The sequence below is a fragment of the Nocardioides insulae DSM 17944 genome, from assembly GCF_000422825.1.
Lineage (GTDB): Bacteria > Actinomycetota > Actinomycetes > Propionibacteriales > Nocardioidaceae > Nocardioides > Nocardioides insulae.
In genome coordinates this window covers 797,815-824,481 of sequence record NZ_KE383929.1, presented here as the reverse complement: position 1 = coordinate 824,481, position 26,667 = coordinate 797,815, and the positions used below count along the sequence as shown (strand labels likewise).

The following is a 26,667-nucleotide window of genomic DNA, read 5'->3' as shown; positions in this document are numbered from 1 at the left end:
TCGCGCCGGTCAACGCAGCGCGGCAGCGTGTCGCGCGCAGGCGGTGCACTTTGGTTTCTGCACGCACGGCCGAGCACGACACGGTCGCGCCGATCAACGCAGCGCGGCCAGCTTCTCCCTGACCTGGGCCAGGGAGGGGTTTGTCATCGCGGCGCCGTCGGAGTACACCAACGTGGGGACGGTCTGGTTGCCACCGTTGGCCTGCTCCACCACGAGCGCCGCCTCCGGCTCCTGCTCGATGTCGACCACGGTGTACTCGATGCCCTCGCGGTCCAGCTGCGACTTGAGGCGGTGGCAGTAACCACACCAGGGCGTGGTGTACATCGTGAAGGCAGCCATCAGTTCTGTCCCCTCCGGGATCTAGGGTGTGTGGAGTTCAGTGGGAGCAGCCGGCTCCCGCGTTCTGCCAACGTTCTCGACCATCGGAGTTGTTCCCCGCATGACCCCTGAGTCCCTGCTCTCCGCCCTCGACCCGGAGCAGCGTCGCGTCGCGGAGGCTCTGCGGGGGCCGGTGCGGGTGCTGGCCGGTGCCGGCACCGGCAAGACGCGGGCGATCACCCATCGCATCGCCTATGGCGTGGCGACCGGCGTGTATGCGCCGACCGAGGTCCTGGCGGTCACCTTCACCGCGCGGGCCGCGGGGGAGATGCGGGGCCGGCTGCGGGGGATGGGTGCGGGCGCCGTGCAGGCGCGTACGTTCCACTCCGCCGCGCTGCGCCAGTTGCGCTACTTCTGGCCACACGTGTACGGCACCGAGCTGCCTCAGCTGACCGAGTCCAAGATCCCGATCCTGGCCAACGCCGCCCGGCGGCTGCGCTTGCAGGTCGATCAGCCGCTCCTGCGTGACCTGGCCTCGGAGGTGGAGTGGGCCAAGGTGAGCAATGTCCACTCCGATGACTACGCCAAGGTCGCGGCCGCGCGCGGGCGGGAGGTGAGCAAGCTCGACCTTGCCACCGTGGCGCGCATCTTCAGTGGCTACGAGGAGGTCAAGCGTGGCCAGGGGCGGATGGACATGGAGGACGTCCTGCTCCTCACCGCCGGCCTGCTGGCCGAGGACGAGCGGGTCGCCGCGCAGGTGCGCCGACAGTACAAATGGCTGGTCGTCGACGAGTTCCAGGACGTCTCCCCACTTCAGTCCGCCCTGCTCGACCTGTGGCTCGGTGGACGTGACGAGATCTGCGTGGTCGGTGATCCCGCCCAGACGATCTACTCCTTTGCTGGGGCCGACGCCGCCTTCCTGCGCGACTTCCCCGCCAAGTTCCCCGGCGCGACGTCCGTCGAGCTGGTGCGCAACTACCGCTCGACGCCCCAGATCGTGGAGTCGGCCAACAACCTGTTGGCCGGCACGAGCAGTCGCGGGGTCGAGCTGCGTGCCCAACGCCCGCCGGGTGTCGAGGTCGCCTACGCCCAGCGCGACGACGAGGTCGATGAGGCCGAGGCCGTGGCAGCCGAGATCCTCCGGCTGCATGCGCAGGGGCGGCCCTACTCCGAGGTCGCGGTCCTGTTCCGGATCAACGCCCAGTCGGAGACCTTCGAGGAGGCGCTGAGCGCCCGCCGCATCCCGTACGTCATCCGCGGGGCCGCTCGGTTCTTCGACCGTCCGGAGGTGAAGGAGGCGGTGACCCGGATCCGCGGCTCCGCCCGCTCGGGTGATGGTGCGGCCCGTGACGAGGAGCTGCTGGAGGCGGTGCACGGCACACTTGCCGGGATGGGGTGGACCTCCAAGCCGCCCGAGGGCCGGGGGCAGACCCGTGACCGCTGGGAATCCTGGACCGCGCTGGTCGATCAGGCCCGGGAGTTCGCTACCACGGGGGGCGATCTGGAGGGCTTCGTCGCCGAGCTCGACCGGCGTCAGGCGGAGCAGCATGCGCCCGTTGCCGAAGGAGTGACGCTGGCGACGTTCCACTCCGCCAAGGGGCTGGAGTGGGATTCGGTCTTCGCCGTCGGGCTGCAGGAGGGCACCCTGCCGTTCACCCATTCGCTCGACTCCGAGACCGCCCTCGAGGAGGAGCGCCGACTGCTCTACGTCGGGCTCACTCGCGCCCGTCTCGATCTGCACGTCTCCTGGGCCCTGGCCCGCCAGCCGGGCGGTCGGGCCGGGCGCAAGCCGTCGCGGTTCCTCGCGCCGTTGCTGCCGCACACGCTGCGCGAGACCACCCACCGGGCGGGGCGCCCGGCCAGGGCGGGCGGAGCGCGGATGTGCAAGAGCTGCGGCGACCCCCTCGGGAGCGCCGCGGAGAAGAAGCGGATGCGGCACGAGGGTTGCCCGGCGGCGTACGACGAGGTGCTCTTCGAGCGGCTCCGGGAGTGGCGTCGCGAGGCCGCCGGCAACAAGCCGGCCTTCACGGTCTTCACCGACGCCACCCTGGAGGCGATCGCGGAGCTCAAGCCGACCTCGCCGGAGGCGCTGTTGCGGGTGCAGGGGGTGGGGCGGAGCAAGCTGGACCACTACGGCGATCCCGTGCTCGCTCTGGTCGCCGAGTCCGTCTGAGACGGGCCTCCTGTGCCCGTCTTCGGGGCGGATGCTCGTCGGTGAATCCAAGACTGACGGCCTCGCCGAGAAGCCGTCAGAAAGTTTTCGGAATCTGGCATTAATTCGTTTGCGCGGTTTCCAGCGCGAGCGCTAGGTTTTCTACACCTGCCCAAGCGCACCGACGGGACTGACGAACCCGGCGCCCTGACACCGAAGGAGGTGGCCCCGATGAACACGATCATGAACCAGCTGATGAGCGCGACCACCGCGATCCGACCGGCCTTCGTGCGTCCGGCCACCCCCGGTGCGTCCGCGTTCGTTCGCGTCCAGGGCGACATCTGCGTTTCCACGGCCACCGCCGCCAAGGTTCGCGACCCGAAGTTTGCCCTCTCCCAGGTCGACGTGGCTTATGGCCACGTCCAGGGGACCAAGTCTTGGAGATCTCTACCCGGTTGATGCACTGACCGGCAGCCTCCAAGCCGCGGATCCCGACCAGGGATCCGCGGCTTTTCGCTTCTCACCCTGTTGCGAAGAGAACTCGCCAACACCGATCCACCATCCACCGCGATCAGGTCAACGAGAGGAGGTACACGATGACAGCCAGTGTCCTCGAGCGTCCGGAGGCGCCGAGTCTGGGTTCTCTGCACGACCGGGCCGACCGGGTCGACGACGCACTGCTGCCTTGCCGGGTGAACAACCCCGAGCTGTGGTTCGCCGAGTCGCCCGGCGACGTGGAGCTAGCCAAGGAGCTCTGTGCCGGTTGCCCCGTCCAGGCTCTCTGCCTCGACGGCGCGATGGCCAGGAAAGAGCCCTGGGGCGTGTGGGGAGGCCAGCTCTTCCTGCAGGGCGCGGTGATCCCGCGCAAGCGCCCGCGAGGCCGTCCCCGCAAGAACCCGGTCGCCGCGTGAGCAGCGCCATCCCGAGAGAAGAATTGACTGAGATGACCGATCCTCGAATCAGGAGCAGCGAGATGAACTTGATCCACGAAGACCTGGCGCGCGCACAAATAGCCGCGCGCCTTGGCGAGGCGCATGACCGGGAGACGGGCCATGAACTGGCTCGTGCCCGCCGGCTCAGCCGCAAGGCTGAGAAGGCGGCGATGCAGGCGCGACTGGCTCTGGCCCGCGTCCTGTGACGTGGGGTCGTCGCCCGGTGAACGGCACTCACCGGCACCGGGCGGCGCACCTCCTCACCCTGATCGCGGGTGAAGGCCGGCCCGCCCAGCTCAGCTGGGCGGGCCGGTCGTTTCATGCCACTAGTGTGGGCGGATGGAACGCAGCTGTGACCTGTGCGGCCGCCGGGAGAGTGATCCGGCGCGGCTCCTCACCTGGACCACGGGGGTCGAGCACGGTCGACGGAAGAACTTCTGCACCGCATGCTCACGCGAGCACCTCCGGATGATGGAGGGCAAGCTCGACTCCGACCAGTGGTGAGCAGGCATCAGGAGGCCGGGTCGCTCAGCACCAGATCCCATCCGCAGCCGCAATGCGGGTGTCGCCGCCAGGTGCGTTGCTCGGGGAAGCCGAGGCCCACCGAGACGGTGGTCGACCAGGTCGTGGGACGTTCGCCCTCGGCATAGCGGACCAGATCGTGCACCGCCCAGCCGAGGGCCAGGTCGCGCAGCAGGGGATCGACGGGCATGCGCACCCGGTGACCCTGCTCGAGGACGAACGCTCGGCGCGGATCGCGCTCGCTCGCCTCCGCGTCGAGGCAGCGCAGACACGCGGTCGACCCCGGTACGACGAACGGCCCGACCGTCCAGTGCTGTGGGCCGCCGTGCACGACCAGGTGGGTGCGATCGGCACGGATCAGTTCGTCGACGCGCTCACGGCGTACGACGCCGGCGTCGGCCACCAGCGTCACCGCGGCGGAGTCGGCATCCTCCACCACTGCCAGCCCAGCCTTCGAGAGCGCACGGCGCACCGGCAGGGCGAGCGCTGCCGGCACATCGAGCAACACCGGCAACGCGGCCCTGGCACGACGACGCGCGGCGGCTGCGGGGCCGTGCGCCATCGCCAGCGCGGGTTCGGCGTCGGCGGTGGCCCCGTCGACGAGCAGCTCGGCGGCGAGAAGCAGTTCCCAGGCCCGCCGCGCTCGTGGTCCGGGCGGAGGAGCCGTGGCTCCCTCCGCGAGCTGATCGAGCAGCCGCCGCACCTCCTGGGAGTCAGGAAGGACGACACAGATCGGTGGGTCGACGCCGACCTGTAGGTGCCCGGCGTCGCGCCGGAGCACAGGGAGGCCCGGGCGCAGCCGCAATGCGTCGGAGGTGGACATGCGGCACTGTGACACAGCCCGTCACACCACTGCCCGAGTCATCCACAGCCGGGATCCATGCGCACGAGATCCATGCGCACGAGATCGGGCGCCGAGATCGGGCGCCGACATGCCGCGGCGCCGACCGGCTGAGCCGGTCGGCGCCGTCGTGAACTCGCGGGACGAGTTCACCTGTCGAGCAGGTGCTCAGGCCTTGCCGAGGATGCGGTTGAGGTTCGTGCTGCAAACCGGGCAGACGGCCTTCGCCATCTTGGTGCCCTTGTCGTTCACCCGGATCTCACCGGTCGCCTCGCGCTTCTCCTTGCACTTGACGCAGTAGAACTCGCCGCTCCAGGTCTCCGCCATGACGGCCTCCTTGCCTAGTTTCCATGTTGGTCGTCGCGACGGGGTTGTTGGGGAAGCCCGCCGGAGCCCCTCGATGTGCGACGGGCGATTCGACCTTACGACACGGCGCCACGCTTCGCTCGCGCACGGGCGCGGCGCGCCGTGTCGAGCGTGGCGTTGACCATGCTCCGCGACCCCAGGAGAGCCCGCCGGAGTGGACGAGAACGGGGCTGTCGGCCCAACGCACGGGCGAAGGGCCCACACCGCGCTACGCGAGCTTCGCCTTCCCCTTGCCAAGCTCGCCGGCCGGTGTGGGCCCCTTCGTCGACGAACATAGGAGCCACGGTCGACGCGGTCAACGGCCTCTCCGCACAGCCTGTGGATAACGCTGTGGACACACCTGTGCACAAGTGCGAGATGCCGTGGACGGTGGGCCCGGCGGTGTGGGTTCGGCTGTGGACGGCGAACGGTGCCGGACCGGTGCCGACCGGACTGACCTGCGAGAATGACCGCCGGCCGGTTGTGGACGAAATCTTCTGGAGGGAGACGCCACGTGACAGACCCGTACGACGGCGGCCCGATCGCGGCGCTCCGGCGGATCGCCTTCCTCCTGGAGCGTGGTCGCGAGGACACCTTCAAGGTGAAGGCCTACCGGCGGGCGGCCGCGGCGATCCTCCCGCTCGGCGAGGCCGAGCTGCGGCGTACCGCCCAGGAGGGCCGTCTCACCGACTTGTCAGGGGTGGGTACGAGCACGGCCGAGGTGATCGACCAGGCCCTGGGAGGCGAACTCCCAGCCAGGCTGGCCAAGGCCGAGCGCGACCACGGCGGCCCCTTGACCGCCGGCGGTGCCGAGCTCCGCGCCCAACTGCGCGGTGATCTGCACTCGCACTCGGACTGGTCCGACGGCGGTTCGCCCCTCGAGGAGATGGCGATGACCGCCATGGAACTCGGGCACGACTACCTCGTCCTGACCGACCACAGCCCTCGGCTCACCGTGGCGCACGGGCTCTCCGCGGCCCGGCTCGGGCGCCAACTGGAGGTGATCGACGCGGTCAACCGGCACCTGGGCGGGGGCACCGACACAGGTGAGGGCTTCACCCTGCTCCGGGGGATCGAGGTCGACATCCTCGAGGACGGCTCTCTCGACCAGAGCGCGGAGATGCTGGATCGGCTCGATCTCCGGGTGGCCAGCGTCCACTCCAAGCTCCGGATGGACGGGGCCGCGATGACCCGGCGGATGATCACGGCGGTGCGCGACCCGCACACCAACGTCCTGGGTCACTGCACCGGTCGGCTGGTCACCGGCCAGCGGGGCACGCGGCCTCCGAGCGACTTCGACGCCCGGGCGGTCTTCACCGCGTGCGCGGAGGAGGGGGTCGCCGTCGAGATCAATTCGCGACCCGAGCGCCGGGACCCTCCGACCCGGCTGCTGGAGCTGGCCCGTGACCTGGGCTGTCTGTTCTCCATCGACTCCGATGCGCACGCGCCCGGTCAACTGGACTTCCAGGTGTACGGCTGCGAGCGGGCCGAAGCGGCGGGGATCCCGGCCGAGCGGATCGTCAACACCTGGCCCCGCGACCGGCTGCTGGCCTGGGCGCGGAACTGACCCATCCTCGGACACGCCCGCGTGTGGGGTATCTAACACGCTAGAGTCCGAGAATGGGCCAGCCACAGGTGGAGGTACGCCGCAGCAAGCGGCGTCGGCGTACCGTCTCGGCCTATCGTGACGGCGACCGGATCATCGTCCTGGTCCCGGCGAGCCTCTCCCCGGCCGAGGAGGAGCAATGGGTGGCGGCGATGGTCGCGCGATTGGAGAAGCGCGAACAGCGGCTCCGCCCCTCCGACGAGGACCTGTTCGACCGTGCGTTGAGCCTCAGCGACACCTACTTCGGCGGAATCGCCGTGCCCGAGTCGGTCCGCTGGGTCGACAACCAGCAGTCCCGCTGGGGGTCGTGTACGCCGGGAGAACGCACCATCCGACTCTCCGACCGGCTGCAGGGGATGCCGTCGTGGGTGATCGACTACGTCCTGGTGCACGAGCTGGCCCATCTGTTCGAGCCGGGTCACAACGATCGGTTCTGGGGGTGGGTCAACCGCTTCCCGCAGGCCGAGCGCGCCAAGGGGTACCTCGCCGGCTGGACCGCGGCCGCCCACCAGAGCGACCCCCTCGGCCCCACCCCGGACGACTTCGAGGACGCCGACTGAACGCGCTGAACGCGCTGAACGCGGGCCCGGACGACGCACCGCGGAAAGGCCGGGGCAGAGGCGTCAGTGGGAGAGCCGTTGCCGGGCCAGTGACACGAGCTCGACCAGATCGGGGTCCGGGTCGGGCAGTTCGTCGGCCGGCCACCAGCCGACGGCGAGCGACTCCTCGCTGACCGCGTGAGGGGCGTCATCGGAAACCACCGCCATGAACCGGACGTCCAGATGATGCACGACGCCGGTCTCACCGGGCCGCGGCGTGCCGCAGAAGGGCACGGCGTGCCTGCTCAACTGCACCGGATCCGGGTCGAGCCGAAGCCCCCCGAGCCCGGACTCCTCGGTGACCTCGCGGCCGGCTGCTCCCAGCAGGGAGGCATCGCCGGGCTCGAGGTGTCCGCCGAACTGGAACCAGCGCCCAGCCTTGGCATGGAGGGTCAGCAGCACCCGGGTCGCGTCCGCGGAGAGGACCAGGGTGGAGGCGGTGAGGTGGTCGGGCCGACACTCTCGGAACACACCGTCGGTGTGGGCGGCCAGGTGCTCGACGTACTGCCGGCGGAGCTGGTCCTGGGCAGGGGAGGGCGCCGGCCAGGCCCGCAGCACGCCGACGGCGTCGGCGTGCAGGCTCACTCCTGGGAGTCGCTGTCGCCGGAGCCGCCGTCGAGCAGTTTGCGCAGCTCGGCGTCGAAGTCGACCTCGGAGAGCTCGTCCGGTGCCTCGGCGCCCTCCCGGAAGCCGAGGGGGTCGTCGAGGTCGGCCGCCGTGGGCAGCAGGTGGGGGCTCATCCACACGCCATCACGCGCCTCGATGCCCTGTCGGGTGCGCAGTGAACCCCACAGGGTGGCGGCGTCGCGCAGCCGGCGCGGCCGCATCTCCAGACCGACGAGGGTGGCGAAGGTCTGCTCGGCCGGACCGCCGAGGGCCCGACGGCGTCGCCAGGCCTCCTGCAGCTTGGCCGCGCTCGGCATCCGCTCCTCGGTCGCCTGGGTGACCAGCTCGTCGACCCAGCCCTCGACCAGGGCGAGCACGACCTCGAGCCGCTCCTTGGCCGCCTTCTGGCGGGGGGACTCGGGGATCGCGAACAGATCGCCCTCGAGCATCTGCTGCATCGAGGCGGGATCCTGCGGGTTGATCCCGCGCAGCTGGTCCTGCATCCGCTCCTGGATGTTGCTCATGTCGAGCTCCACGCCCTGAGCGTGCTCGGTGACGGCGCCGATGACGTGGTCGCGCAGCCACGGCACGGCGGCGAAGAGCCGGAGGTGGGCGGCCTCGCGCAGCGCAAGGAAGAGCAGGACGTCGTCCTCGGACACACCCAAGCCCTCGGCGAAGGCCGGGACGTTGGCGGGGATCAGGGCGGCCCGGCCGGGCGCGGTGAGGGGTACGCCGATAGCGGTGCCGCTGAGCACCTCCCCGGCGAGGGTGCCGAGGCCGGTGCCCGCCTGGTTGGCCATCAGTGCGCCGACCGCCTTCCCGAGGAAGCCCATCATCGGACCGGCCATCGCGCGGACCTCTTCGGGCAGTGACTCGGAGTTGACCGAGTTGACCGACGACTCCGCCACGGGAGTGATGATCAGCTTCCAGACCTCGAAGGTGTTGACCAGCCACTCGGCCCGGCTCCACGCGGTCGCGGTGCGCACCCCGGACGGGAAGGACGTCGTCCCGTCCAGCCACACGTCGGCGAGCCGGACGGCGTCGGCGACGGCGTCCTTCTCCCGCTGCGTCGGGGAGGGGTCGGGCTGCTGGGCGACGGTCTTGCGGGCCAGATCCTCCGCGGCCTCCCAGTTGAGCGGGCCGTCGTAGGGCTGCATCAGGGACTGGATCTGGCCGAAGATCTGGTTGAGGTCGGGCATCTGCCCGCCGGGTCCGCCGGCTCCGCCGGGAGCACCGCCGAACATGCCGAACATGGCCTCGAAGGGCGTGCCCTTGAAGGGGTTCTGGTCGTCGGAGGAATCCTCGGGCCCCGGCTTGTCGTTCATGCCTCCCACCGTACGCGCGAACGACAAGTTGGGTAGCGTCGACCTGTGACCCATCCGGCCGTGACCCTGTGCGAGATCCGCGACACCCCGCTCGACGTGGCGGAGGTCGCCGCGGCCCTCGAGGGCGAGGCCGCCGGGGGGCTGACCATCTTCGTGGGGCGGGTGCGCGACCACGACCAGGGCCGTGGAGTGACCGGCCTCGAGTACTCCGCCCATCCGAGTGCGGCCGCCCGCATGTCGCAGGTGTGCGACCGGGTCGCCGAGGAGTACGCCGTCCACGGCGTTGCCGCGCTCCACCGGGTCGGCACCCTGGCGATCGGAGATGTCGCCGTCATCGTGGCGACGACCTCAGGACACCGCGGCGACGCGTTCACCGCCACCCGGGCGCTGATCGACACGCTCAAGGCCGAGGTGCCGATCTGGAAGCACCAGCGCTTCTCCGACGGTGGTGAGGAGTGGGTCGGCTCGCCCTGAACCGTTGGGCTCCGCGCCGTGGTGACGGTGTGCCTCCGCGGCCTGGGGGCGGTGCGCTCCTACCCTGGACGGCGTGGAGATCCTGCTGTGGCTGGTGCCGGCCGGCGTCGTGACGCTGATCGCGATGCTGTGGGCCGGTTGGGCCGGGCGCGAGCGCCCCGTCGAGGCGAGCCGTGAGGACGCCGTCCGCCATCTCGAGCGCGGCCTGCAGAGCTCCCGACCCGTCCGGTACGCCGCCCCGACGCCCGCCCGTGATCGGTCCACCGGACTCGCGGTGCGGCCCTCGCGCCGTACCGACACGGCGGTGGGTGGGGCCCGCTCGGAGACCCTGAGCCAGGACGGATCCACGCGCCCGACCGGCTGATCCGGCGGCCCGGGGCGCCGGGTGGCGGACCGCGCCGCCACGGGGTTGGTCGGTGATGAGAAGGTGTGCCTCATGAAGCAGCGCACCCTCGCCGGCCTGATCGCGGCCCCGTTGGTGCTCGTGCTGTTCGCGCTGGCGTGGTTCATGCCGTTGCCCTATGTCATCTACCGGCCCGGACCGACGCTCGACGTGCTCGGTGACCGGAGCGACGGAAGCCCGATCGTGGAGATCAGCGGGCACAAGACCTACGCCGACGACGGCGAGCTCCGGATGACGACGGTGACCGAGACTCAGCCGGAGGCGAAGGTCGATCTGCTCACCCTGCTGGGTGCGTGGGCGAGCGACGAGGACGCCGTCTACCCCTACGACGCGGTCTATGAGCAGGGCACGACGACTCAGGAGAACCAGGACGAGTCTGCGGCCCAGATGGGCTCCTCCCAGGAGGTCGCCGCAGCCGTGGCGCTGCAGGCCGCGGGATACGAGGTGCCCGAGCACCTCGAGGTGCTCGCGGTGACGCCCGGGTCGCCGTCCGAGGGCGTGCTCGAGACCGGCGACGTGATCACGGCGATCGACGGCCACCCGGTCGAGTCGGCCGACGATGCGGTGACCCGGATCCAGCACACCCCGGAGGGCCAGCCGGTGTCGGTCGACATCGAGCGGGGCGACACCTCACGCAGCGTCCACATCGAGCCCACCGTCGAGAACGGGACGAAGCTGATCGGTGTCACCCTCGGCCTCGGCTACGACCTTCCGATCGATGTGACCATCAATCTGGGGGAGGACATCGGTGGTCCGAGCGCCGGCCTGATCTTCTCGATGGCCATCTACGACGACCTGACCCCGGGATCGCTGACCGGCGGGAACATCGTGGCCGGCACCGGCACGCTCGACCCGGACGGGGCCGTCGGCCCGATCGGCGGCATCCAGCAGAAGATCGCGGGGGCCAGCCGGGACGGCGCCGAACTCTTCCTGGTGCCGGCGGACAACTGCGCCGATGCCGTGGGGACGCCGATCGATGACATCCGCTTGGTACGGGTGGAGACGATGAAGGAAGCGACCGACGCTGTGGAGGCCTGGGTCAAGGACCCCGACGCCACCCTGCCCAGCTGTGGAGGAGACTCGTGACCGAGCTGACCGACCTGCCCGAGGATCCCGCACTGGCCGCCGCCGTCCTGGAGATCGAGGAACACGCCGCGGAGGGTGGCTGGGATCGTCCCGCGCGGCTCTATGCCCTGGTCGAGACGGCGGATCTGGTACGCCGCGAGCCGGCGCTCGCCTCGCTGATGGGGCTGGACAGCTCCGCTGCCGCGGGCTCGATCACGCCGATCGAGCAGGACGAGCTCGCGCCCGGTGTCGTGCTGGAGGATGCCCTCGAGTCGATCGGGTGGCCGCCGGAGGTGGCAGGCTGCGCGGCCGTGGTCGAGCGACTGGTGCTCCCGCCCGACGTCGATGCCGAGATCCCCGAGGATCCGGCGGAGGCCGAGCGGTTCGCGCGCGAGCACCCGGATAGGCAGGAGGTCCGGATCGTGGCCGGTGTCAGCCGGTCCGGTTCGGCGTACTGTGCACTGCGGTTGCGGGCACACGACGAGGCGGCCTCGGTCGTCGGCGGGGCCGATCTGGTGCCCGGCCTGCTCGACCGGTTGCGGGCCACTTTGGATGATGGCGGCGCCGACCAGTCGGCGGGGGAGACCGGTGGCCAGGCCGGCACCGACCAGGGGAGGCAGCAGCCGTGAGCGAGCTCTTCGACGACGACCCCCGCGAGGCGCCACCGCGCAGCGGCGGCCGCGGACGTGCGCTGATCATCACCGGCGCCGTGCTGGTGCTGCTGTTCTTCGGGCTGACCACCTTCGCGACCATCTACACCGACGTGCTGTGGTTCCACGACCTGGGGTACGAGGGCGTTCACACCTCGATGCTCCTCACCCGGATCGGGCTCTTCTTGTGCTTCGGCCTGCTGATGGCCGCCGTGGTGGCGGCCTGCACGATCCTCGCCTACCGCGCCCGACCGGACCTGCGTCCGCTCTCCTCGGAGCAGAGCGGGCTCGACCGGTACCGCGAGGCCGTCACCCCCATCCGGGTCTGGCTGCTGGTCGGGGTCTCCGCGATCGCCGGCCTCTTCGCCGGGTCGGCCGGCTCCGCGCGCTGGCGCACGTACATGTTGTGGCGCAACGGCGGCGACTTCGGCCAGAACGACGACCATTTCGGCCGCGACATCGGCTTCTATGTCTTCGACCTGCCCTGGTACCACTTCCTCATCGACTTCACCATGACCGCCGCCATCGTCGGTGTGCTGGTCAGCCTGGTGGTGCACTACCTCTATGGCGGGATCCGGCTGCAGGCGCCGGCGGGGGAGCGGTTCACCGGCACCGCCCAGATCCAGGTCTCGGTAATGCTCGGCATCTTCGTGCTCGCCAAGGCGGTCGACTACTGGCTGGACCGCTACGACCTCGTGCACGGCAACGGGCCGCTGATGACCGGGATCGGGTACACCGATGACCACGCCGTCCTGCCGGCGAAGGCGGTGCTGGCCGGGATCGCGGTGATCTGCGCGGCCCTCTTCTTCGTCAACATCTGGCGGCGTACCTGGCTGCTGCCCTCGGTGGGCGTCTCCCTGCTGGTGCTGTCCGCGATCCTGCTCGGGCTGGTGTGGCCGGCCATCGTGCAGGGGGTTCAGGTCCGGCCCTCCGAGCAGGACAAGGAGGCCAGCTACCTCGGGATCAACATCGATGCCACCCGGGATGCCTTCGCCATCGACGACGAACACGTCCGGATGGAGGACTACACCGCGGGCGCGACCGTGGAGAACGCCACCGCCATCGGTCTGGACGCCCAGGTGAGCTCGCAGCCGGTGGTCGACCCGATGCTGGTCAAGCAGCTCTTCGAGGAGACCCAGCAGGGGCGGGCCTACTACACCGTGCCCGAGGTCCTCGACGTCGACCACTACGAGATCGCCGGCAACCAGCGCGCGGTCGCTCTCGGCGTCCGTGAGCTCGACACCGAGGGCATCAGCGAGGGCGACCGCAACTGGACCAACCTGCACACGGTCTACACCCACGGAAACGGCGTGATCGCGGCGTACGCCAACCACCGCGACATCCGCAACCAGACCGAGAGCCGCGACATCCAGTGGGCCGAGGGCCGTCAGCCCACCGAGGACGATCTGGTCACCGAAGGCCCGGGCGAGTTCGAGGATCGGGTCTACTTCGGCGAGCGCAGCGCCGACTACGTCGTGGCCGGCCGAGCCGACGGTGAGCCCGCGGTCGAGCTCGATCTGCCCGCCCGTGAGACCGGCACCGAGGCCGAGGGCGAGGACGGCAGCCAGGACAACACCACGACGTACGACGGTCTGGGCGGCGTCCCGATCGGGTCGACCTTCCGGCAGTTCATGTATGCGATCAAGTACGGCCAGGCGAACTTCCTGCTCTCCGAGCGGGTCGGGGAGAACAGCGAGATCCTCTACGACCGCACTCCCACCGAACGGGTGCAGAAGGTCGCTCCGTGGCTGACCCTGGACGAGGACCCCTACCCGGTGGTCGCGGACGGCCGGCTCACCTGGGTGCTGGACGGGTACACCACGACCGACAAGTACCCCAGCTCCGACCTCGAGTCGTACCAGACGATGACCGACGACTCGCTACAGCAGGAGGGCACGGGGCTGCGCACGATCCCGACCGACGAGATCAACTACATGCGCAACGCCGTCAAGGCCACCGTGGACGCCTACGACGGCACCGTCACGCTCTACGAATGGGATGAGGACGACCCGATCCTGCAGGCCTGGTCCGAGGCGTTCCCCGGCGTCGTGAAGGCGAAGTCGCAGATCCCCGAGCACCTGCTGGAGCACCTGCGCTACCCGGAGGACATGTTCAAGGCGCAGCGCTACCAGTTGGCCCGCTATCACGTGACCGACCCCGTCGACTTCCTGCGGGGCAACGACCGGTGGGCGGTGCCGCGCGACCCGGACAACCAGAACACCTACATGGCGCCGTACCGCACCTTCGTCGACGAGACCGCCACCGACGAGGCGCCCGAGGACGCGGCCAGCCAGGAGGTGTGGTCGATCTCCTCCACGTTCGTGCCGTTCGAGCGCAGCAACCTGGCGGCGGTGATGACCGCCAACTCCGATGCGACCTCGGAGGACTACGGCACCATCAGGGTGTTGGAGCGCAACGACAACATCACCCAGGGTCCCGGCCAGGCGTTCAACCTGATGACCACCAACAGCGACATCGCCGAGGCCGTCGGTGACTTCAGCAGATCCGGTGCGGACCCGCTGTTCGGGCAGTTGATCACGGTGCCGACCGCGAAGGACGGGTTGATGTACATCGCCCCGGTCTATGCGGTCCGTTCGCTCAACGACGCCAGCTACCCGACCCTCGCCTACGTGATGGTCTCCTATGCGGGCAGGGTCGGCTTCGGTGAGACCCTCGGGGAGGCGATCGGCCGAGCGCTGGCGGCGCCGAGCGAGGATCCGTCGGTCTCACCGGACACGTCGGGGACGACGCCGTCCACCTCACCCTCGACGTCGCCCTCTCCGTCGCAGAGCAACGGCGGTACGCCGGCACCCGCGCCGAGCGGCAGTGTGACCGAGCAGGTCACCACCCTGCTCAACGAGGCTCAGGACCTCTTCGAGCAGGCTCAGCAGGCCGGAGCCAACGGCAACTACTCGAAGCGGGAGAACCTGCTCAAGCAGGCTCAGGCCAAGGTGGACCAGGCCACCGAACTGCTGCGCTGACCGGGGGTCCCGCCGTCGATTTGGCGGCGGGAGCCCCGGCCCGTAAGGTTGTGTTCACCGACGCGGGGTGGAGCAGCTCGGTAGCTCGCTGGGCTCATAACCCAGAGGTCGCAGGTTCAAATCCTGCCCCCGCTACCAATGTGATGTCGGTAGACATCGACAGCAGCGGGCCTACCAACAGGTAGGCCCGCTGTTGTGTTTCTCGGGTGCCGACCGGGCGGCCGTTCGGGTCGGCCCGCCTGCGACGACCCGGAGCTGGGTCAGGCCAGACCCGCGTGGACTGGGGGCGGGGGAGGCGGCCGCCGGGCACCTACCTGCCGCGACCGGCGACGAGCGGGCGGCCGATACGATCGCTGACCATGGGCGGTCAGCATGCACACCAGGCCGCGCCCGAGTCGGCCCGGATGCGACGGCTCGCCTTCGCCGTCATCGTGCCGATCGCGGTGGCGACCCTGGCAGCACTGGTGTGGCTGTGGCCCACCGACGGCGTGCCCTCGCCCGAGGACGGTGAGGCTGCTGCCCAGTCCAGCGGGCAGGTCACCGCCATCGAGCGGGAAGCGTGCCCCGAGCAGCCCGACCAGACCGCCGAACAGGCCGATGAGCAGGCCGCGGTCCAGGTCAACGGCTGCGGCACGGCCCGGGTGGAGATCACCGAATCGGACACCGAGCGTGCCGTGGGCCGGGAGGTCGAGGTGGCCCTGCCGAGCGGACCGGGCGCCCCGGAGATCGAGGTGGGCGATGACGTCGTCCTGACCCAGACCGAGAGTCCCGACGGCATGATCTATGCGGTCGTGGACCACCAGCGGGGCACTGGACTGTGGGTGCTGCTGGGGGCGTTCGCGCTTGCCCTGGTGGCGTTCGGCAGATGGCGGGGTCTCACTGCGATCGGTGGGCTGGCGGTCACGTTCGTCCTGCTGCTCTTCTTCGTCGTGCCGGCGATCCTCGCCGGGCAACCACCGCTGCTGGTCGCGATCGTGGGGTCCGCGGCGATCATGCTCACCGTCCTCTACCTCACCCACGGCTTCGGCCTCGGGACCACGGTCGCGGTGCTCGGCACCCTGGTCAGCCTCACCCTCACCGGCCTGCTCTCGGCGTTCGCGGTCTCCGCACTGCATCTGACCGGATTCACCGACGAGACCTCGACGTACGTCGGCACCCTTCACTCGGTCAACATGGAGGGCCTGCTGCTCGCCGGGATCGTGATCGGATCGCTCGGTGTGCTCGACGACGTGACGGTCACCCAGTCCGCCACCGTCACCGAGCTGGCCCGAGCGAACCCGGAGTACGGCGCGGTGCAGCTCTACCGCGCCGGCAGCCGGGTCGGACGCGCCCACATCGCGTCGGTGGTCAACACCATCATCCTGGCCTACGCCGGCTCCTCGCTGCCGCTGCTGATCCTGCTGGTCGCGGCCCAGGGGCCGATCGCGGACGTGGTCACCGACCAGCTGGTCGCCCAGGAGATCGTGCGGAGCGTGGTCGCCACCCTCGGCCTGATCGCCGCCGTCCCGATCACGACGGGTCTCGCCGCCCTCACCTTCCGCCGGTACAGCACGGCGGAATAGCCGGCGAGGGTCCTAGGTTGAGCCATGACGTGAGCACAGGGACGACAGACCAGACGCCGCAGCCCGGCGAGCAGCCGCACGGGCCCGAGGGGATCTCGCCGTTCGTGACGGTCTCGACCGAGGACTCCGCCTTCGGCGTGTGCACGGCTGACGGGGTGTGCTCCTGATGGCCGCCCTCGACCCCTCGGCGGAGAAGGTCACCGTCGACGTGTGGAGCGACATCGTGTGCCCCTTCTGCTTCATGGGCGACACTCTCCTGGCCCAGGCCGTGGAGGCGTCCGGTCTCGACGTCGAGCTCCGCTATCACAGCTACCAGCTCATGCCCGAGCTGCCCGAAGGGGCCACCCTCGACCTCGCCGACCATCTCGCCGAGAAGTTCGGGACCTCGCGGGACAAGGCCGTCGAGATGAACGAGCAGGTCTCCGCGCGCGCCGCCGAGATCGGTCTGGACTACCACCTGGACCGCGCCCTACCCACCAACACGCTGCCCGCCCACCGGCTGGCGCACTGGGCCGCAGGTGAGGGGCGTCAGCACGCGCTGATACTGGCGCTGTTCCGCGCCTACTTCACCGACGGGCGCAACGTCGGTGACCACGAGGTCCTCGCCGACCTGGCCGCGGAGGCGGGTCTGCCGCGCGAGGAGCCGCTGGCCGTGCTCGGCACCGAGTCCTTCGCCGAGGAGGTCCAGCAGGACATCGCGCTCGCTCAACGGCTGGGCATCAGCGGGGTGCCCTTCTTCGTATTCGACGGCAAGTACGCCGTCTCGGGGGCCCAGCCCGTCGAGGTCTTCCGCCAGGCGCTGGACACCGCCGTCCAGGCCCGCGGCGCGTCACCTGCCTGACGCCGGCCGACTGCCCACCTCAGTCGGCCGCGTGGCCGATGAGGTCGGGCTCATCGTCCGCGGCGCCGGTCCGGCCCGTCGGGTGGCGCCGTGATGCCGCCGGCGCCAGTAGCGGACGCAGGGAGGCTGCGGTTCGCTCCGCCAGTTCTTGTGGGAGACCCTGCCGTGGGCAGGCCGACAGGGCGACCGGCTGGGCCTCCGGCAGGTCAGAGCATTCGACCAGCCCGGCCGGCGTCTCGCCGAGTGTCGCCAGCAGCGCGACGCCGAGGCCGGCGGCCACCGCGGCGTGCACGCCGGCGAGGTTCGGTGCTTCAGCGCCGACCGCGGTGGTCAGACCGGAGGCGGTGAGTGTGTCCACCGCCCGATTTCGCAGCGGGCACGGCTTGTCGAAGGCGACGACCGGCACCGGCGAGTCGGGCGACCCGCGTCGCCAGCCGGGCGCCGCGTACCAGGTGAGCGCGAGGTCGCCGATCGGGAGCCCCCGCTGATCGGGCGAGTCGATCTGCAGGGCCAGGTCGACGGTTCCGCTGGCCAGGGCATCCCGTAGGCGCTGTCCCCGGTCGATCCGGAACCGGAAGCGATATTCGGGTGCGGTCTGCTCCAGGGTCGAGGTGAGCCGGGGGAGCAGCTGCGCGGCGGCGTGCTCGGTCGTCCCGATCGTGACCACCTCCTCGGCACCCTCGGCCAGGTCGCGCACGGTGTCGTCGTGCAGAGCGAGGAGCCGCCTGGCCCGCGGAAGCAGTTGCTCGCCGGCCGCGGTGAACCGCGAGCCCCGGCCGTGCCGCTCCAGCAGCGGCCGACCGATGGCCGCCTCGAGGCGGCGTACGTGCTGGCTCACTGCCCCCTGACTCAGGTGCAGCGAGGTCGCCGCCCGCTGAAATCCCCCACAGTCGGCGATCGCGACGAAGCTGCGCAGGGGCACCAGATCCAGATATCTCTGCATGTCGAGCAGGTTAATACACTTAACGATCACGAATCGTGATGTCCGGCGATGGCGAAACGCCGTTGGAAGCGTTCCCCTTATCTGCACTAAGTTGATAGAGAATAGTCAACAGGTCGGCGATGTGCCGGCCCGCGACACCCAGTTCGACATCAACTCGTGACAGACGGAGGCGGTCCATGACCTCGAAGCGCGTGATGCATCTCGGTGCCGTGCCCTACGGCACCGGCGGCCCCGGGAGCCACACCCTGTGGCTGGATCCGGAGATCCCGGGTGACGCCAGTGTCGACATCGCGTGGTACGCCGAGATGGCGCGGCTCGCGGAGCAGGGCAGGTTCGACCTGTTCTTCATCGTCGACAGCCAGTTCATCACGCCGTACTCGCCGCCCCACTACCTCAACCGGCTCGAGCCGCTCACCCTGCTCAGCGCGCTCGCGCCCCAGACCGAGCGGATCGGCCTGGTCGGCACCGCGACCACCAGCTTCAACAGCCCCTTCAACCTGGTCCGACGTTTCGGATCCCTCGACCTGATCAGCGGAGGCCGGGCGGGCTGGAACGTCGTGACCACGGGCGACGCGGGCACCGCGACCAACTACGGCCTCGACGAGCACTTCGACTACGACACCCGGTACGGACGGGCCCAGGAGTACGTCGAGTTGGCACGGGCCCTGTGGGACTCCTACGAGGACGACGCGTTCGTGCGGGACCGCGAGTCGGGGGTCTTCCTGGACCCCGCCAAGCAGCACGTGCTCGACCACGAGGGGACCTACTTCAAGGTCCGCGGCCCGCTCAACCTGGTGCGATCCGCCCAGGGCCACCCGGTGATCTTCCAGGCCGGCGACTCCGACCAGGGGCGTGACCTGGGTGCGAGCGTGGGGGAGGGCATCTTCACCCACGCCGCGGACATCGCGGCCGGGCAGGCCTTCTACGAGGACATCAAGGGTCGGGCGGTGAACAGGTTCGGCCGGCGTCCCGAGGACCTGGTGATCATGCCGGGGGTCAAGATCGTCGTGGGTGACACTGACGCGGAGGCTCGCGAGATCGAAGCCGCCAACAACCAGCGTGACCACACCTTCGAGGCCGCCCTCGCCGAGTTCGGCCGGCCGTTCGGGTGGCACGACTTCCGCCAGTACGACCTCGACGCGCCGTTTCCGGGCGAGGCCCTCCGCCACGGCGAGCGATCCTTCTACACCCAGGCCCGGGCCATCACGCAGCGTGCCCTCGAGAACGGCTGGACCCTGCGCGAGACGGTCCAGTCGACCAGGCACTTCCGCAGGAGTGAGTTCGTCGGGTCGCCGACGACCGTGGCCGACAAGCTCATCGAATGGTGGCAGGCGCGGGCCTGCGACGGGTTCAACATCGGACTGGACCATCCCGCCAACTTCCGCCGGGTCGTCGAGGACGTCGTCCCGATCCTCCAGGACCGCGGCGTCTTCCGCGGCGACTACGAGTCCTCCACCCTCCGTGGCCACCTCGGCCTGTCCGTGCCCGAGAACCGGCACACCACCGCCCGGCACCGGCTCGGCGCTGCGGTCTGATCCGTCGTCCCCTCCGCGCCCTCCGTACGTCCAACTCCCGAGCCGACGAAAGGCCTCCTCGTCATGGCCAAGCAGACCCGTTCCAGCCAGCAGCCCGCCCTCCCGCTCAACCGACGGGGGTTCCTCAGCCTCGGACTCGGCGCGAGCCTGATCTTCGCGCTCGAGGCCTGCGGTGGCACCTCCACCACGGGCGCGGCCGGCTCCGGCGGCGCCGGGGGCGGCACCATCACCTGGGCCTGGCAGCTCCCCACGACCTGGGACCCGGTCACCTCTTCGGCCGGCTCCGACGTCCAGATGCTCGCTCTGGTCTACGACCCCCTCACTGCGCTGGACGCGCAGGGCAACGCCGTGCCCTGGCTGGCTGAGTCGTGGAGGTATGACAAGAGCGGGCGACGGGTCACCTTCACCCTGCGACCGGGCCTCACCTTCAGCGACGGTACGCCGATCGATGCCACCGCGGTGGCGAAGTCCATCGAGCGCGGCCGCACGGCCGACGGCTCGCTGATCGCGCCGCAGATGACGACGATCGCGAAGGTCACCGCTTCCGGGAAGCGCGACGTCGTCCTCGACCTGGCGGAGGTCGACTATCAGTACCCACTGCTGTTCGCCGGCAAGACCGGCATGGTGGTCAACCCCGCGGCCTTCGAGAAGGACGCTGCCGCGCTCGCGACCCAGCCCGCTGGCTCGGGCCCCTTCGCAGTGACGAAGTACATCCAGAACGACCACGCCTCGATGACCAAGAACGATTCGTTCTTCCTGGCCGAGGAGATCAAGGTGTCCGCCTTCGAGCTGTACCCCCAGGCCGACCCCGCGACCGCCGTCGCCGCCGTCCAGTCCGGGCAGTACAACCTCGGGCGGCTCTCCGGCGCCCAGGTGCAGCAGGCGAAGGACGCAGGCCTCGAGGTCCAGGTCATCGACTCGATGTACGTGGCGGTGCTCGACGTGCACAGCGGGATGGCGCCCTTCGACGACCCCGCGGTGGTCGAGGCGCTCAAGTTCGCCATCGACCGGGAGAAGATCAAGGAGGTCGCAAACTTCGGGGTGGGCGACGTCAACTACCAACCGTTCCCGCCCGGGTACGTCGGCTACGCCGAATCGCTCGCCGACGCCTATGCCTACGACCCCGAGCGGGCGCGCCGCCTCCTCAGCGATGCCGGGTACACCGCGCCGGTGCCGGTGGTGCTCACCGACTCGGGGCTGTCCAGTGCGGTGATCGAACTCATTCAGGCTCAGCTCGACGGGGTCGGGTTCGACGTCACCATCGAAACCATCCCACGGACTCAGGCCACCCAGCTGGTCTATATCGAGCACTCGAGGGCGCTGACCTACGACGGCTTCGCCGGACGGGAGTCGCCGGTGCAGGCCTTCCAGGTGCTGTTCGGCGCCGAGGGGCTGATGAACCCGGGACGCGAGACCGATCCCGACCTGGAGGCCCAGCTCACCAAGGTCAAGCAGACCCCCACCGACGATCCGGACTATCCCGCGCTGCTGCAGAAGGCGACCGAGATCGCGGTCAGGGCGTTCCCCAACACGTTCCTGTACCTGGTGCCGAACATCATCGCGCGTCAGGGCGTCTCGGAGCTCCCGGCCCTGCCGAGCCTGCGTCGCTTCGAGGGGGTGAAGGTCTCGTGAGCCTCACGGCCACCGCAGCCACCGGGTGGGGTGCGGTCCGGGGACGGGGAGAGCGGCTGGCGCGGGTCCGCGGTTGGGCCGTCTCCCTGCGCGGAGTCGTCCTGGTCACGGCCACCGTGCTCTTCCTGGCCTCGCTGATCACCTTCGCCCTGGGTGCGCTCAGCGACAGCAACCCGGCCGCCGCCGTGCTGGGTGAGACCGCCACCGAGGAGGACATCGCGCGGATGAACCACGAGTTCGGCCTCGACCGGCCGCTCGTGGTGCAGTACCTCTCCTGGGTCGGAAACGCCCTGACCGGCGACCTGGGCAGGTCGTGGTTCACGACCATCCCGGTCACCGACAGTATCCGGACGGCACTCCCGGTGGACCTCTCGATCGCCGCGCTGGCACTGCTGCTCGCCCTGGTCATCGGCGGCAGCGCCGGCATCGGTGCCGCGCTCAGCAATGGCGGAATCCTCGACCGCGGAGTCACGCTGGTGTGCTCGCTGCTGGGCACGCTGCCGCCGTTCGTGATGGGCATGGGTCTGATCGTCCTGTTCTCGGTGAAGCTCCAGCTCCTTCCCGCGGGCGGCTACGTCGCCCTCGAGCAGGACCCGGTCCAGTGGCTCCGGTTCGCGATCCTGCCGAGCTTCGCGCTCAGCCTGGACGTCGCCTCGTCGATCGCGCGCCAGTTGCGCACCTCGCTGGTCGGGGAGCTGCACCAGAACTACGCGATCGGTGCCGAGATGCGCGGCTTCCGCCGGCGCCGCGTGCTGTTCGGCCATGTGCTTCGCAACGCCGCCGGGCCGACCCTTGCCGTGATCGGCCTGGCCATCCCGCTGGTCATCGGCGGTGCGGTCGTGACCGAGAAGCTCTTCGCGCTCCCCGGGATCGCCCAACTGTCACTGGACGCCGCGGAGAAGGGCGATGTGCCCGTCGTGCTCGGCACCCTGCTGGTCACCGCGGTGATCGTGGTCGCCGCGAGTCTGGTCGTGAACATCCTCCAGAACCTGCTCAACCCCGCGGCCCGCCGGAGCGACGGGGTGGCCCGGGCTGCGCGAGGGGGTGCGCGATGAGGACGTCCACGCGCGCACAGGGTCGCCGGCCCGCGCTTCCTGCGGCGCTCACGGCGCTGTGGCGCATTCCCAGCGCCCGGGTGGCGTTGCTCGTCCTGGCCGGGATCGCGTTCCTCGCGGTCTTCGGCGAGGCGCTGGCCCCTCACGACCCGATCAAGCAGTACACCGACGAGGTCCTCCAAGGGCCCAGCGCGGCTCATCTGCTCGGAACCGACTACGTCGGGCGCGACGTACTGAGCCGGCTGATGGCAGGCACCCGACTCTCCGTCCTCGGCGCCGTCGAGGCCGTGCTGATCGGTGCCGCGCTCGGCGTCCCCACCGGGCTCGCGTCGGTGTGGCTGGGCCCCCGGCTCGAATGGATCTCGCTGCGGATCAGCGACACCCTGGTCATCCTGCCCTTCACCGTGTTCGCGATCGCGGTCGCCGGCACCCTGGGCAACGGTCTCCAGCAGGCCATGATCGCGGTGGGCGTCCTGATCAGCCCCACCTTCTACCGGATCACCCGCTCGGTGGCCCTCGGCCTGCGCAAGGCGCAGTACGTCGAGGCGGCCGAACTGATGGGCGCCACCGAATGGTGGACCCTGCGCACCCACATCTGGAGCAAGGTGCTCCCCAACGTCGCGGTCACCTCGGCCCAGGCCACCGGCTCGGCGCTCCTGGTCGTCGCCTCCCTCTCCTTCCTCGGACTCGGCGTCACGCCCCCGGCACCGACCTGGGGCGGGATGCTCTCGGCCGACCTCGGCTACCTGGCCCAGCAGCCCTGGGCCCCGATCTTCCCGGTGGCCCTGATGATGGCGACCGTCGGCTCGCTCAACCTGCTGGCCGACGCCATCCGGGACGTCACCGGCGCGGCGCCCCGGCGCCGTCGCCGGCGCCGCCGGGGAATCAGCCACGTCCCCGCGCCCCGGAAGGAGCAGCACGATGTCGTCCCTGTCTGACCCCGACCTCCAGCACGCGCACCCCCAGGACCACCGGTCCGGTGCGGTCGCCGGGCACGTCGAAGAGCACCGCGAACGCACACTGCGGGTGAGCGGTCTCCAGGTCTCCGTTGCCGATCACCTGGTAGCCGTCCAGGACGTCTCCTTCGAGATCGGTCGCGGCGAGTCCGTGGGCCTGGTCGGCGAGTCGGGGAGCGGGAAGACCTTGACCTGCCGGGCCGTGCTCGGGCTCCTGCCCGACAGCGGCCACGTCGACGAGGGCCGGATCACCCTGGGCGAGGGCGCGGGGAGCGTCGACCTCACCGCCGCCGGACGCGCCACCTGGGACGAGATCCGGGGGGCGCGGGTGGGCGCGGTCTTCCAGGACCCCGCCTCCTACCTCAATCCGTCGCTGACGGTGGGGCATCAGTTGGCCGAGCAACTGCGGGTCAAGCGAGGCCTCTCCCGCCGCGCGGCGAACCTGAGGGCGGTCGAACTGTTCGGCGAGGTCGGCCTGCACGACCCGGGCAGCGTCTTCCACCAGTTCCCGCACCAGCTCTCCGGCGGGATGCTGCAGCGAGTCCTGATCGCCATCGCCATCTCCTGCGAGCCCGACCTGCTCATCGCCGACGAGGCCACCACCGCGCTCGACGTCGTCATCCAGGCCGAGATCCTCACCCTGCTCCGCCGGCTGCGCGAGACCCACCGGCTCTCGCTGCTCCTGGTCACCCACGACCTGGCGGTGGTGGCCGAGACCTGCGAGCGGATCCTGGTGATGTACGGCGGGCAGATCGTCGAGAGCGGCCCGACCGAGGAGGTGCTCGGCGATCCGCGGCACCCCTACACCCAGGCGCTGATGAGCGTCGCGTCCATCGGCTCGTGGGAGCGCCGCACACTGGACGTCATCCCCGGTCAGCCACCGGCCGCGGGGGAGCAGATGCCGGGATGCCGCTTCGCCCCGCGCTGCCCGTCCGTCACCGACCGTTGCCTGGCCGGGCCGGTCCCGGTCACCGACCTCGGCGAGGGGCGCCTGGCCCGCTGCGTCCGGCTCGCCGACGGCGCCACGACCCCGATCAGCGAGGAGCTCTCGGCATGAGCACGATCCACGACGTCGCGCACCTCACCGACGACGAGGTCCGGACAGCGGGCCCCCTGCTACGGGTCCGCGGACTCTCCGTGTCCTACGCACCGCCCCGGAAGGGCACCGCCCTGGGCACCGGCGCCGCCCTGAGCGACGCCGACCTCGACGTCCGGGCGGGGGAGATCGTCGGCATCGTCGGTGAGACGGGCTCCGGCAAGACCACCCTGGCCCGGGCGACGGTCGGCCTGGTGCAGCCCGTGGCTGGATCGATCGAGTTCGCGGGCGAGGACCTGGGTGGGCTGCGCGGCCGGGCCCGGCGGGCCTTCCGCCGCTCCGGCAGGGTGCAGTTGGTCTTCCAGGACCCGCTCCGCTCGCTGGATCCCGACCTCACAGTGGCGGACCTGGTCCGCGAGCCGCTGGACATCGCCGCTGCTCTCTCCCCGCGCGAGCGGGAGGAACGGGTGGCCGAGTCGCTCCGGCTGGTCGGGCTCGAGCCGGAGACGGTCGCGGGACGGCGTCCTCGTGAGCTCTCGGGAGGACAGCGTCAGCGGGTGGCCATCGCGCGGGCCGTCTCGACCCGGCCCCGACTGCTCTTCTGTGACGAACCGGTCTCCGCGCTGGACGTGTCCAACCGCAATCTCGTGCTGAACCTGCTCGACCGGTTGCGTACCGAACTCGACCTCGCGGTGGTGATCATCGCCCACGACCTGAGCTCGCTGGCCGGCATCGCCGACCGGGTCGCCGTCTTCTATCGGGGCAGGATCGTCGAGCAAGGCCCCGTCCGCGGCGTGCTCGAGGAACCGGCCCATCCCTACACGGCCCTGCTCGTGGCCTCGGCGCCCAGTGTGGTCCACGGATCCAGGATCCGTCCGGAACAGCTCCGGCCTGACCCCGCGATGAGGCTCCAGCCGGGTCCCCGCGCCTGCGTGTTCGCCGCGCGGTGCCGCTTCGTCCACGACGCGTGCGAGGACCAGCCGGAGCTCGCCGAAGTGCCGGAGCACCCCCGTCGGGAGGCGGCCTGCCATGCGGCGGGCGAGTGGCGCCGGCACCTCGACACCGACCCCGACGGCGGCACCACCACCGCCACCTCGCCCGTACCCACCCAGAGCCTCGATCGGAGAACAGCATGAGCACCCACCATCCCCGAGCCCGCTACCGAGACGTCGAGCTCCTCGGCATGATCGGCACCTCGGACTCCTCCGAGATCCGACCCGGCCACGGCCCGGTCATCGACCCCGAGTACACCGCCCGATTCGCGAAGGCGCACGAGGACGGCGGCTTCGACCGGGTCCTCATCGGCTACGGCTCCGGCTGGGCCGAGGGCACCCAGGTGGCGGCGTACGCCGCGGCGCACACGGAGCGTCTCGGTCTGCTGGTGGCGCACCGGCCGGGTGTGGTCCACCCGACCCTCGCCGCGCGCACCTTCACCACCCTCGACCATTTCAGTAGGGGCAGGGTCGCGCTCAACATCGTCAGCGGCGGAACCGATGCCGAGCAGCGGAGGGAGGGCGACTACCTGCTCAAGGACGAGCGATACGCCCGCACCGACGAGTACCTCCAGATCCTGCGGACGGCCTGGGACACCCGCGGCCCGCGCAGCTTCGAGGGCACCCACTACCGCTTCGAGGGCGCGGATCCGCAGGTGTTCCCCTATCAGGACCGGCACCTCGAGCTCTTCTTCGGCGGCAGTTCGCCGGCGGCGTACGTCGTCGGGGCCAAGCACGCGGACACCTACATGCTGTGGGGTGAGCCGCTGCGTGAGACCGGTGAGCAGATCGCCACGGTGGCTCAACAGGCGGTCGCGGCCGGACGTCCCGAACGTCCCCGGATCTCGGTGTCGTTCCGGCCGATCCTGGGCGCGACCGACGCCGCGGCGTGGGAACGGGCGCAGGAGATCCTCGGCACCATCAACGGTGAGGTCGGGGCGCGTTTCAAGCCACGGCACGGCAAGCTCCACCCGACCGGCCGGGCACCGGAGAACACCGGCTCCCAACGCCTGCTCGATGTGGCCGCGCGGGGCGAGTGGCACGACCGGTGCCTGTGGACGCCGACCGCCTCAGCGGTCGGGGGAGGCGGCAACTCGACCGCCCTGGTCGGCTCGCCGGAGACGGTTGCGGCGGCGATCCTCGACTACGTCGAGATCGGGGTCGACACCGTGCTGATCCGCGGCTACGACCCGCTGGCCGACGCGATCGGCTACGGCCGCGACCTGCTGCCGCTGGTCCGACAGGAGTTGGCGCACCGTGCGGCCGCGGCCGAGCGCACCCGGGCGGTCGGCTGAG

The 26,667-nt window shown here is 70.4% G+C and carries 28 protein-coding genes and 1 tRNA gene; 23 read left to right on the top strand and 6 right to left on the bottom strand.

Annotated elements, in window-relative coordinates; translation table 11 throughout:
• Positions 1–93 precede the first annotated feature (93 nt).
• Positions 94–339: a mycoredoxin gene (locus G515_RS0118315; protein ID WP_028661321.1), complete on the bottom strand. Its 246-nt coding sequence runs from the start codon at positions 337–339 to the stop codon at positions 94–96.
• Between the two features lie 100 nt (positions 340–439).
• On the opposite strand from G515_RS0118315, the gene G515_RS0118310 reads away from it, so the two are divergent.
• The 5 genes from G515_RS0118310 (at position 440) to G515_RS23535 (ending at position 3,906) form a co-directional block, all read left to right on the top strand.
• Entirely contained in the window at positions 440–2,491 is a 2,052-nt protein-coding gene (locus G515_RS0118310; protein ID WP_051218555.1) for an ATP-dependent DNA helicase UvrD2, read from the top strand.
• 210 nt (positions 2,492–2,701) lie between these two features.
• Positions 2,702–2,929 carry a hypothetical protein gene (locus G515_RS0118305; protein ID WP_028661319.1) on the top strand — a complete coding sequence of 76 codons (228 nt, stop codon included), beginning with the start codon at positions 2,702–2,704 and terminating at the stop codon, positions 2,927–2,929.
• A gap of 137 nt (positions 2,930–3,066) precedes the next feature.
• Positions 3,067–3,381, top strand: a complete 315-nt coding sequence (locus tag G515_RS0118300) for a WhiB family transcriptional regulator (RefSeq protein ID WP_028661318.1) — start codon at positions 3,067–3,069, stop codon at positions 3,379–3,381.
• The gene (locus G515_RS23680) at positions 3,378–3,608 is read left to right on the top strand and encodes a hypothetical protein (protein ID WP_245565467.1); all 231 of its coding nucleotides are present in this window, start codon (positions 3,378–3,380) and stop codon (positions 3,606–3,608) included. The genes G515_RS0118300 and G515_RS23680 overlap by 4 nt, the downstream gene beginning before the upstream one ends.
• 133 nt (positions 3,609–3,741) lie before the next feature.
• Entirely contained in the window at positions 3,742–3,906 is a 165-nt protein-coding gene (locus G515_RS23535; protein WP_169570697.1) for a hypothetical protein, read from the top strand.
• Between the two features lie 7 nt (positions 3,907–3,913).
• On the opposite strand, the gene G515_RS0118285 is transcribed toward G515_RS23535, so the two are convergent.
• Both G515_RS0118285 and G515_RS23530 read right to left on the bottom strand, forming a co-directional pair.
• Entirely contained in the window at positions 3,914–4,747 is an 834-nt protein-coding gene (locus G515_RS0118285) for a hypothetical protein (RefSeq protein ID WP_028661316.1), read from the bottom strand.
• 186 nt (positions 4,748–4,933) lie between these two features.
• Positions 4,934–5,092, bottom strand: a complete 159-nt coding sequence (locus G515_RS23530; protein WP_091051197.1) for a DUF5679 domain-containing protein — start codon at positions 5,090–5,092, stop codon at positions 4,934–4,936.
• A 532-nt stretch (positions 5,093–5,624) separates the two neighbouring features.
• Between G515_RS23530 and G515_RS0118275 the strand changes: the two genes are divergently transcribed.
• Both G515_RS0118275 and G515_RS0118270 read left to right on the top strand, forming a co-directional pair.
• Positions 5,625–6,677: a PHP domain-containing protein gene (locus G515_RS0118275; RefSeq protein ID WP_028661315.1), complete on the top strand. Its 1,053-nt coding sequence runs from the start codon at positions 5,625–5,627 to the stop codon at positions 6,675–6,677.
• A gap of 53 nt (positions 6,678–6,730) precedes the next feature.
• Entirely contained in the window at positions 6,731–7,276 is a 546-nt protein-coding gene (locus G515_RS0118270; protein ID WP_036555990.1) for a M48 metallopeptidase family protein, read from the top strand.
• 63 nt (positions 7,277–7,339) lie between these two features.
• On the opposite strand, the gene G515_RS0118265 is transcribed toward G515_RS0118270, so the two are convergent.
• Together G515_RS0118265 and G515_RS0118260 are read right to left on the bottom strand one after the other, a co-directional pair.
• On the bottom strand, positions 7,340–7,900 hold the full coding sequence (locus tag G515_RS0118265) for an NUDIX hydrolase (RefSeq protein ID WP_028661313.1): 561 nt from the start codon (positions 7,898–7,900) through the stop codon (positions 7,340–7,342).
• On the bottom strand, positions 7,897–9,246 hold the full coding sequence (locus tag G515_RS0118260) for a zinc-dependent metalloprotease (protein WP_028661312.1): 1,350 nt from the start codon (positions 9,244–9,246) through the stop codon (positions 7,897–7,899). Before G515_RS0118260 ends, G515_RS0118265 begins: the two co-directional genes overlap by 4 nt.
• A 45-nt stretch (positions 9,247–9,291) precedes the next feature.
• Here G515_RS0118260 and G515_RS0118255 point away from each other — a divergent pair, with 45 nt between their 5' ends.
• The 9 genes from G515_RS0118255 to G515_RS0118215 all read left to right on the top strand — a co-directional run bounded on the left by G515_RS0118255 (position 9,292) and on the right by G515_RS0118215 (position 17,222).
• A complete protein-coding gene (locus tag G515_RS0118255; RefSeq protein WP_028661311.1) occupies positions 9,292–9,720 on the top strand; it encodes a molybdenum cofactor biosynthesis protein MoaE in 429 nt (142 codons plus the stop codon).
• Positions 9,721–9,793: 73 nt separating this feature from the next.
• Positions 9,794–10,084 (top strand): hypothetical protein, encoded by a 291-nt coding sequence (locus G515_RS22300; RefSeq protein ID WP_169570694.1) that lies wholly within the window; start codon positions 9,794–9,796, stop codon positions 10,082–10,084.
• Positions 10,085–10,156: 72 nt separating this feature from the next.
• Positions 10,157–11,209, top strand: coding sequence for a YlbL family protein (locus G515_RS0118245; RefSeq protein ID WP_028661310.1), 1,053 nt, complete (start codon positions 10,157–10,159; stop codon positions 11,207–11,209).
• Complete coding sequence (locus G515_RS22295) at positions 11,206–11,817, top strand: PPA1309 family protein (RefSeq protein ID WP_245565466.1); 612 nt, start codon at positions 11,206–11,208, stop codon at positions 11,815–11,817. Before G515_RS0118245 ends, G515_RS22295 begins: the two co-directional genes overlap by 4 nt.
• Positions 11,814–14,819, top strand: coding sequence for a UPF0182 family membrane protein (locus G515_RS0118235; RefSeq protein ID WP_028661309.1), 3,006 nt, complete (start codon positions 11,814–11,816; stop codon positions 14,817–14,819). Before G515_RS22295 ends, G515_RS0118235 begins: the two co-directional genes overlap by 4 nt.
• A 61-nt stretch (positions 14,820–14,880) precedes the next feature.
• A tRNA-Met gene (locus G515_RS0118230) sits at positions 14,881–14,957 on the top strand.
• A gap of 221 nt (positions 14,958–15,178) precedes the next feature.
• A complete protein-coding gene (locus G515_RS22290; RefSeq protein WP_211221076.1) occupies positions 15,179–16,381 on the top strand; it encodes a YibE/F family protein in 1,203 nt (400 codons plus the stop codon).
• A 29-nt stretch (positions 16,382–16,410) separates the two neighbouring features.
• Entirely contained in the window at positions 16,411–16,548 is a 138-nt protein-coding gene (locus G515_RS23400; RefSeq protein ID WP_157571184.1) for a hypothetical protein, read from the top strand.
• A complete protein-coding gene (locus G515_RS0118215) occupies positions 16,548–17,222 on the top strand; it encodes a DsbA family oxidoreductase (RefSeq protein WP_028661308.1) in 675 nt (224 codons plus the stop codon). The genes G515_RS23400 and G515_RS0118215 overlap by 1 nt, the downstream gene beginning before the upstream one ends.
• Before the next feature lie 19 nt (positions 17,223–17,241).
• On the opposite strand, the gene G515_RS22285 is transcribed toward G515_RS0118215, so the two are convergent.
• The gene (locus tag G515_RS22285) at positions 17,242–18,165 is read right to left on the bottom strand and encodes a LysR family transcriptional regulator (RefSeq protein ID WP_051218554.1); all 924 of its coding nucleotides are present in this window, start codon (positions 18,163–18,165) and stop codon (positions 17,242–17,244) included.
• A gap of 176 nt (positions 18,166–18,341) precedes the next feature.
• On the opposite strand from G515_RS22285, the gene G515_RS0118205 reads away from it, so the two are divergent.
• The 7 genes from G515_RS0118205 to G515_RS22260 all read left to right on the top strand — a co-directional run bounded on the left by G515_RS0118205 (position 18,342) and on the right by G515_RS22260 (position 26,666).
• The gene (locus G515_RS0118205; RefSeq protein ID WP_028661307.1) at positions 18,342–19,700 is read left to right on the top strand and encodes an LLM class flavin-dependent oxidoreductase; all 1,359 of its coding nucleotides are present in this window, start codon (positions 18,342–18,344) and stop codon (positions 19,698–19,700) included.
• A 63-nt stretch (positions 19,701–19,763) separates the two neighbouring features.
• The gene (locus G515_RS0118200; protein WP_028661306.1) at positions 19,764–21,332 is read left to right on the top strand and encodes an ABC transporter substrate-binding protein; all 1,569 of its coding nucleotides are present in this window, start codon (positions 19,764–19,766) and stop codon (positions 21,330–21,332) included.
• Positions 21,329–22,387, top strand: coding sequence for an ABC transporter permease (locus G515_RS22280; RefSeq protein WP_084653709.1), 1,059 nt, complete (start codon positions 21,329–21,331; stop codon positions 22,385–22,387). Before G515_RS0118200 ends, G515_RS22280 begins: the two co-directional genes overlap by 4 nt.
• Entirely contained in the window at positions 22,384–23,325 is a 942-nt protein-coding gene (locus G515_RS22275; protein WP_051218553.1) for an ABC transporter permease, read from the top strand. The genes G515_RS22280 and G515_RS22275 overlap by 4 nt, the downstream gene beginning before the upstream one ends.
• The gene (locus G515_RS22270) at positions 23,309–24,400 is read left to right on the top strand and encodes an ABC transporter ATP-binding protein (protein WP_084653708.1); all 1,092 of its coding nucleotides are present in this window, start codon (positions 23,309–23,311) and stop codon (positions 24,398–24,400) included. The genes G515_RS22275 and G515_RS22270 overlap by 17 nt, the downstream gene beginning before the upstream one ends.
• Positions 24,397–25,515 carry an ABC transporter ATP-binding protein gene (locus tag G515_RS22265; RefSeq protein WP_084653707.1) on the top strand — a complete coding sequence of 373 codons (1,119 nt, stop codon included), beginning with the start codon at positions 24,397–24,399 and terminating at the stop codon, positions 25,513–25,515. The genes G515_RS22270 and G515_RS22265 overlap by 4 nt, the downstream gene beginning before the upstream one ends.
• A complete protein-coding gene (locus tag G515_RS22260) occupies positions 25,512–26,666 on the top strand; it encodes an LLM class flavin-dependent oxidoreductase (RefSeq protein WP_051218552.1) in 1,155 nt (384 codons plus the stop codon). Before G515_RS22265 ends, G515_RS22260 begins: the two co-directional genes overlap by 4 nt.
• Position 26,667 lies beyond the last annotated feature (1 nt).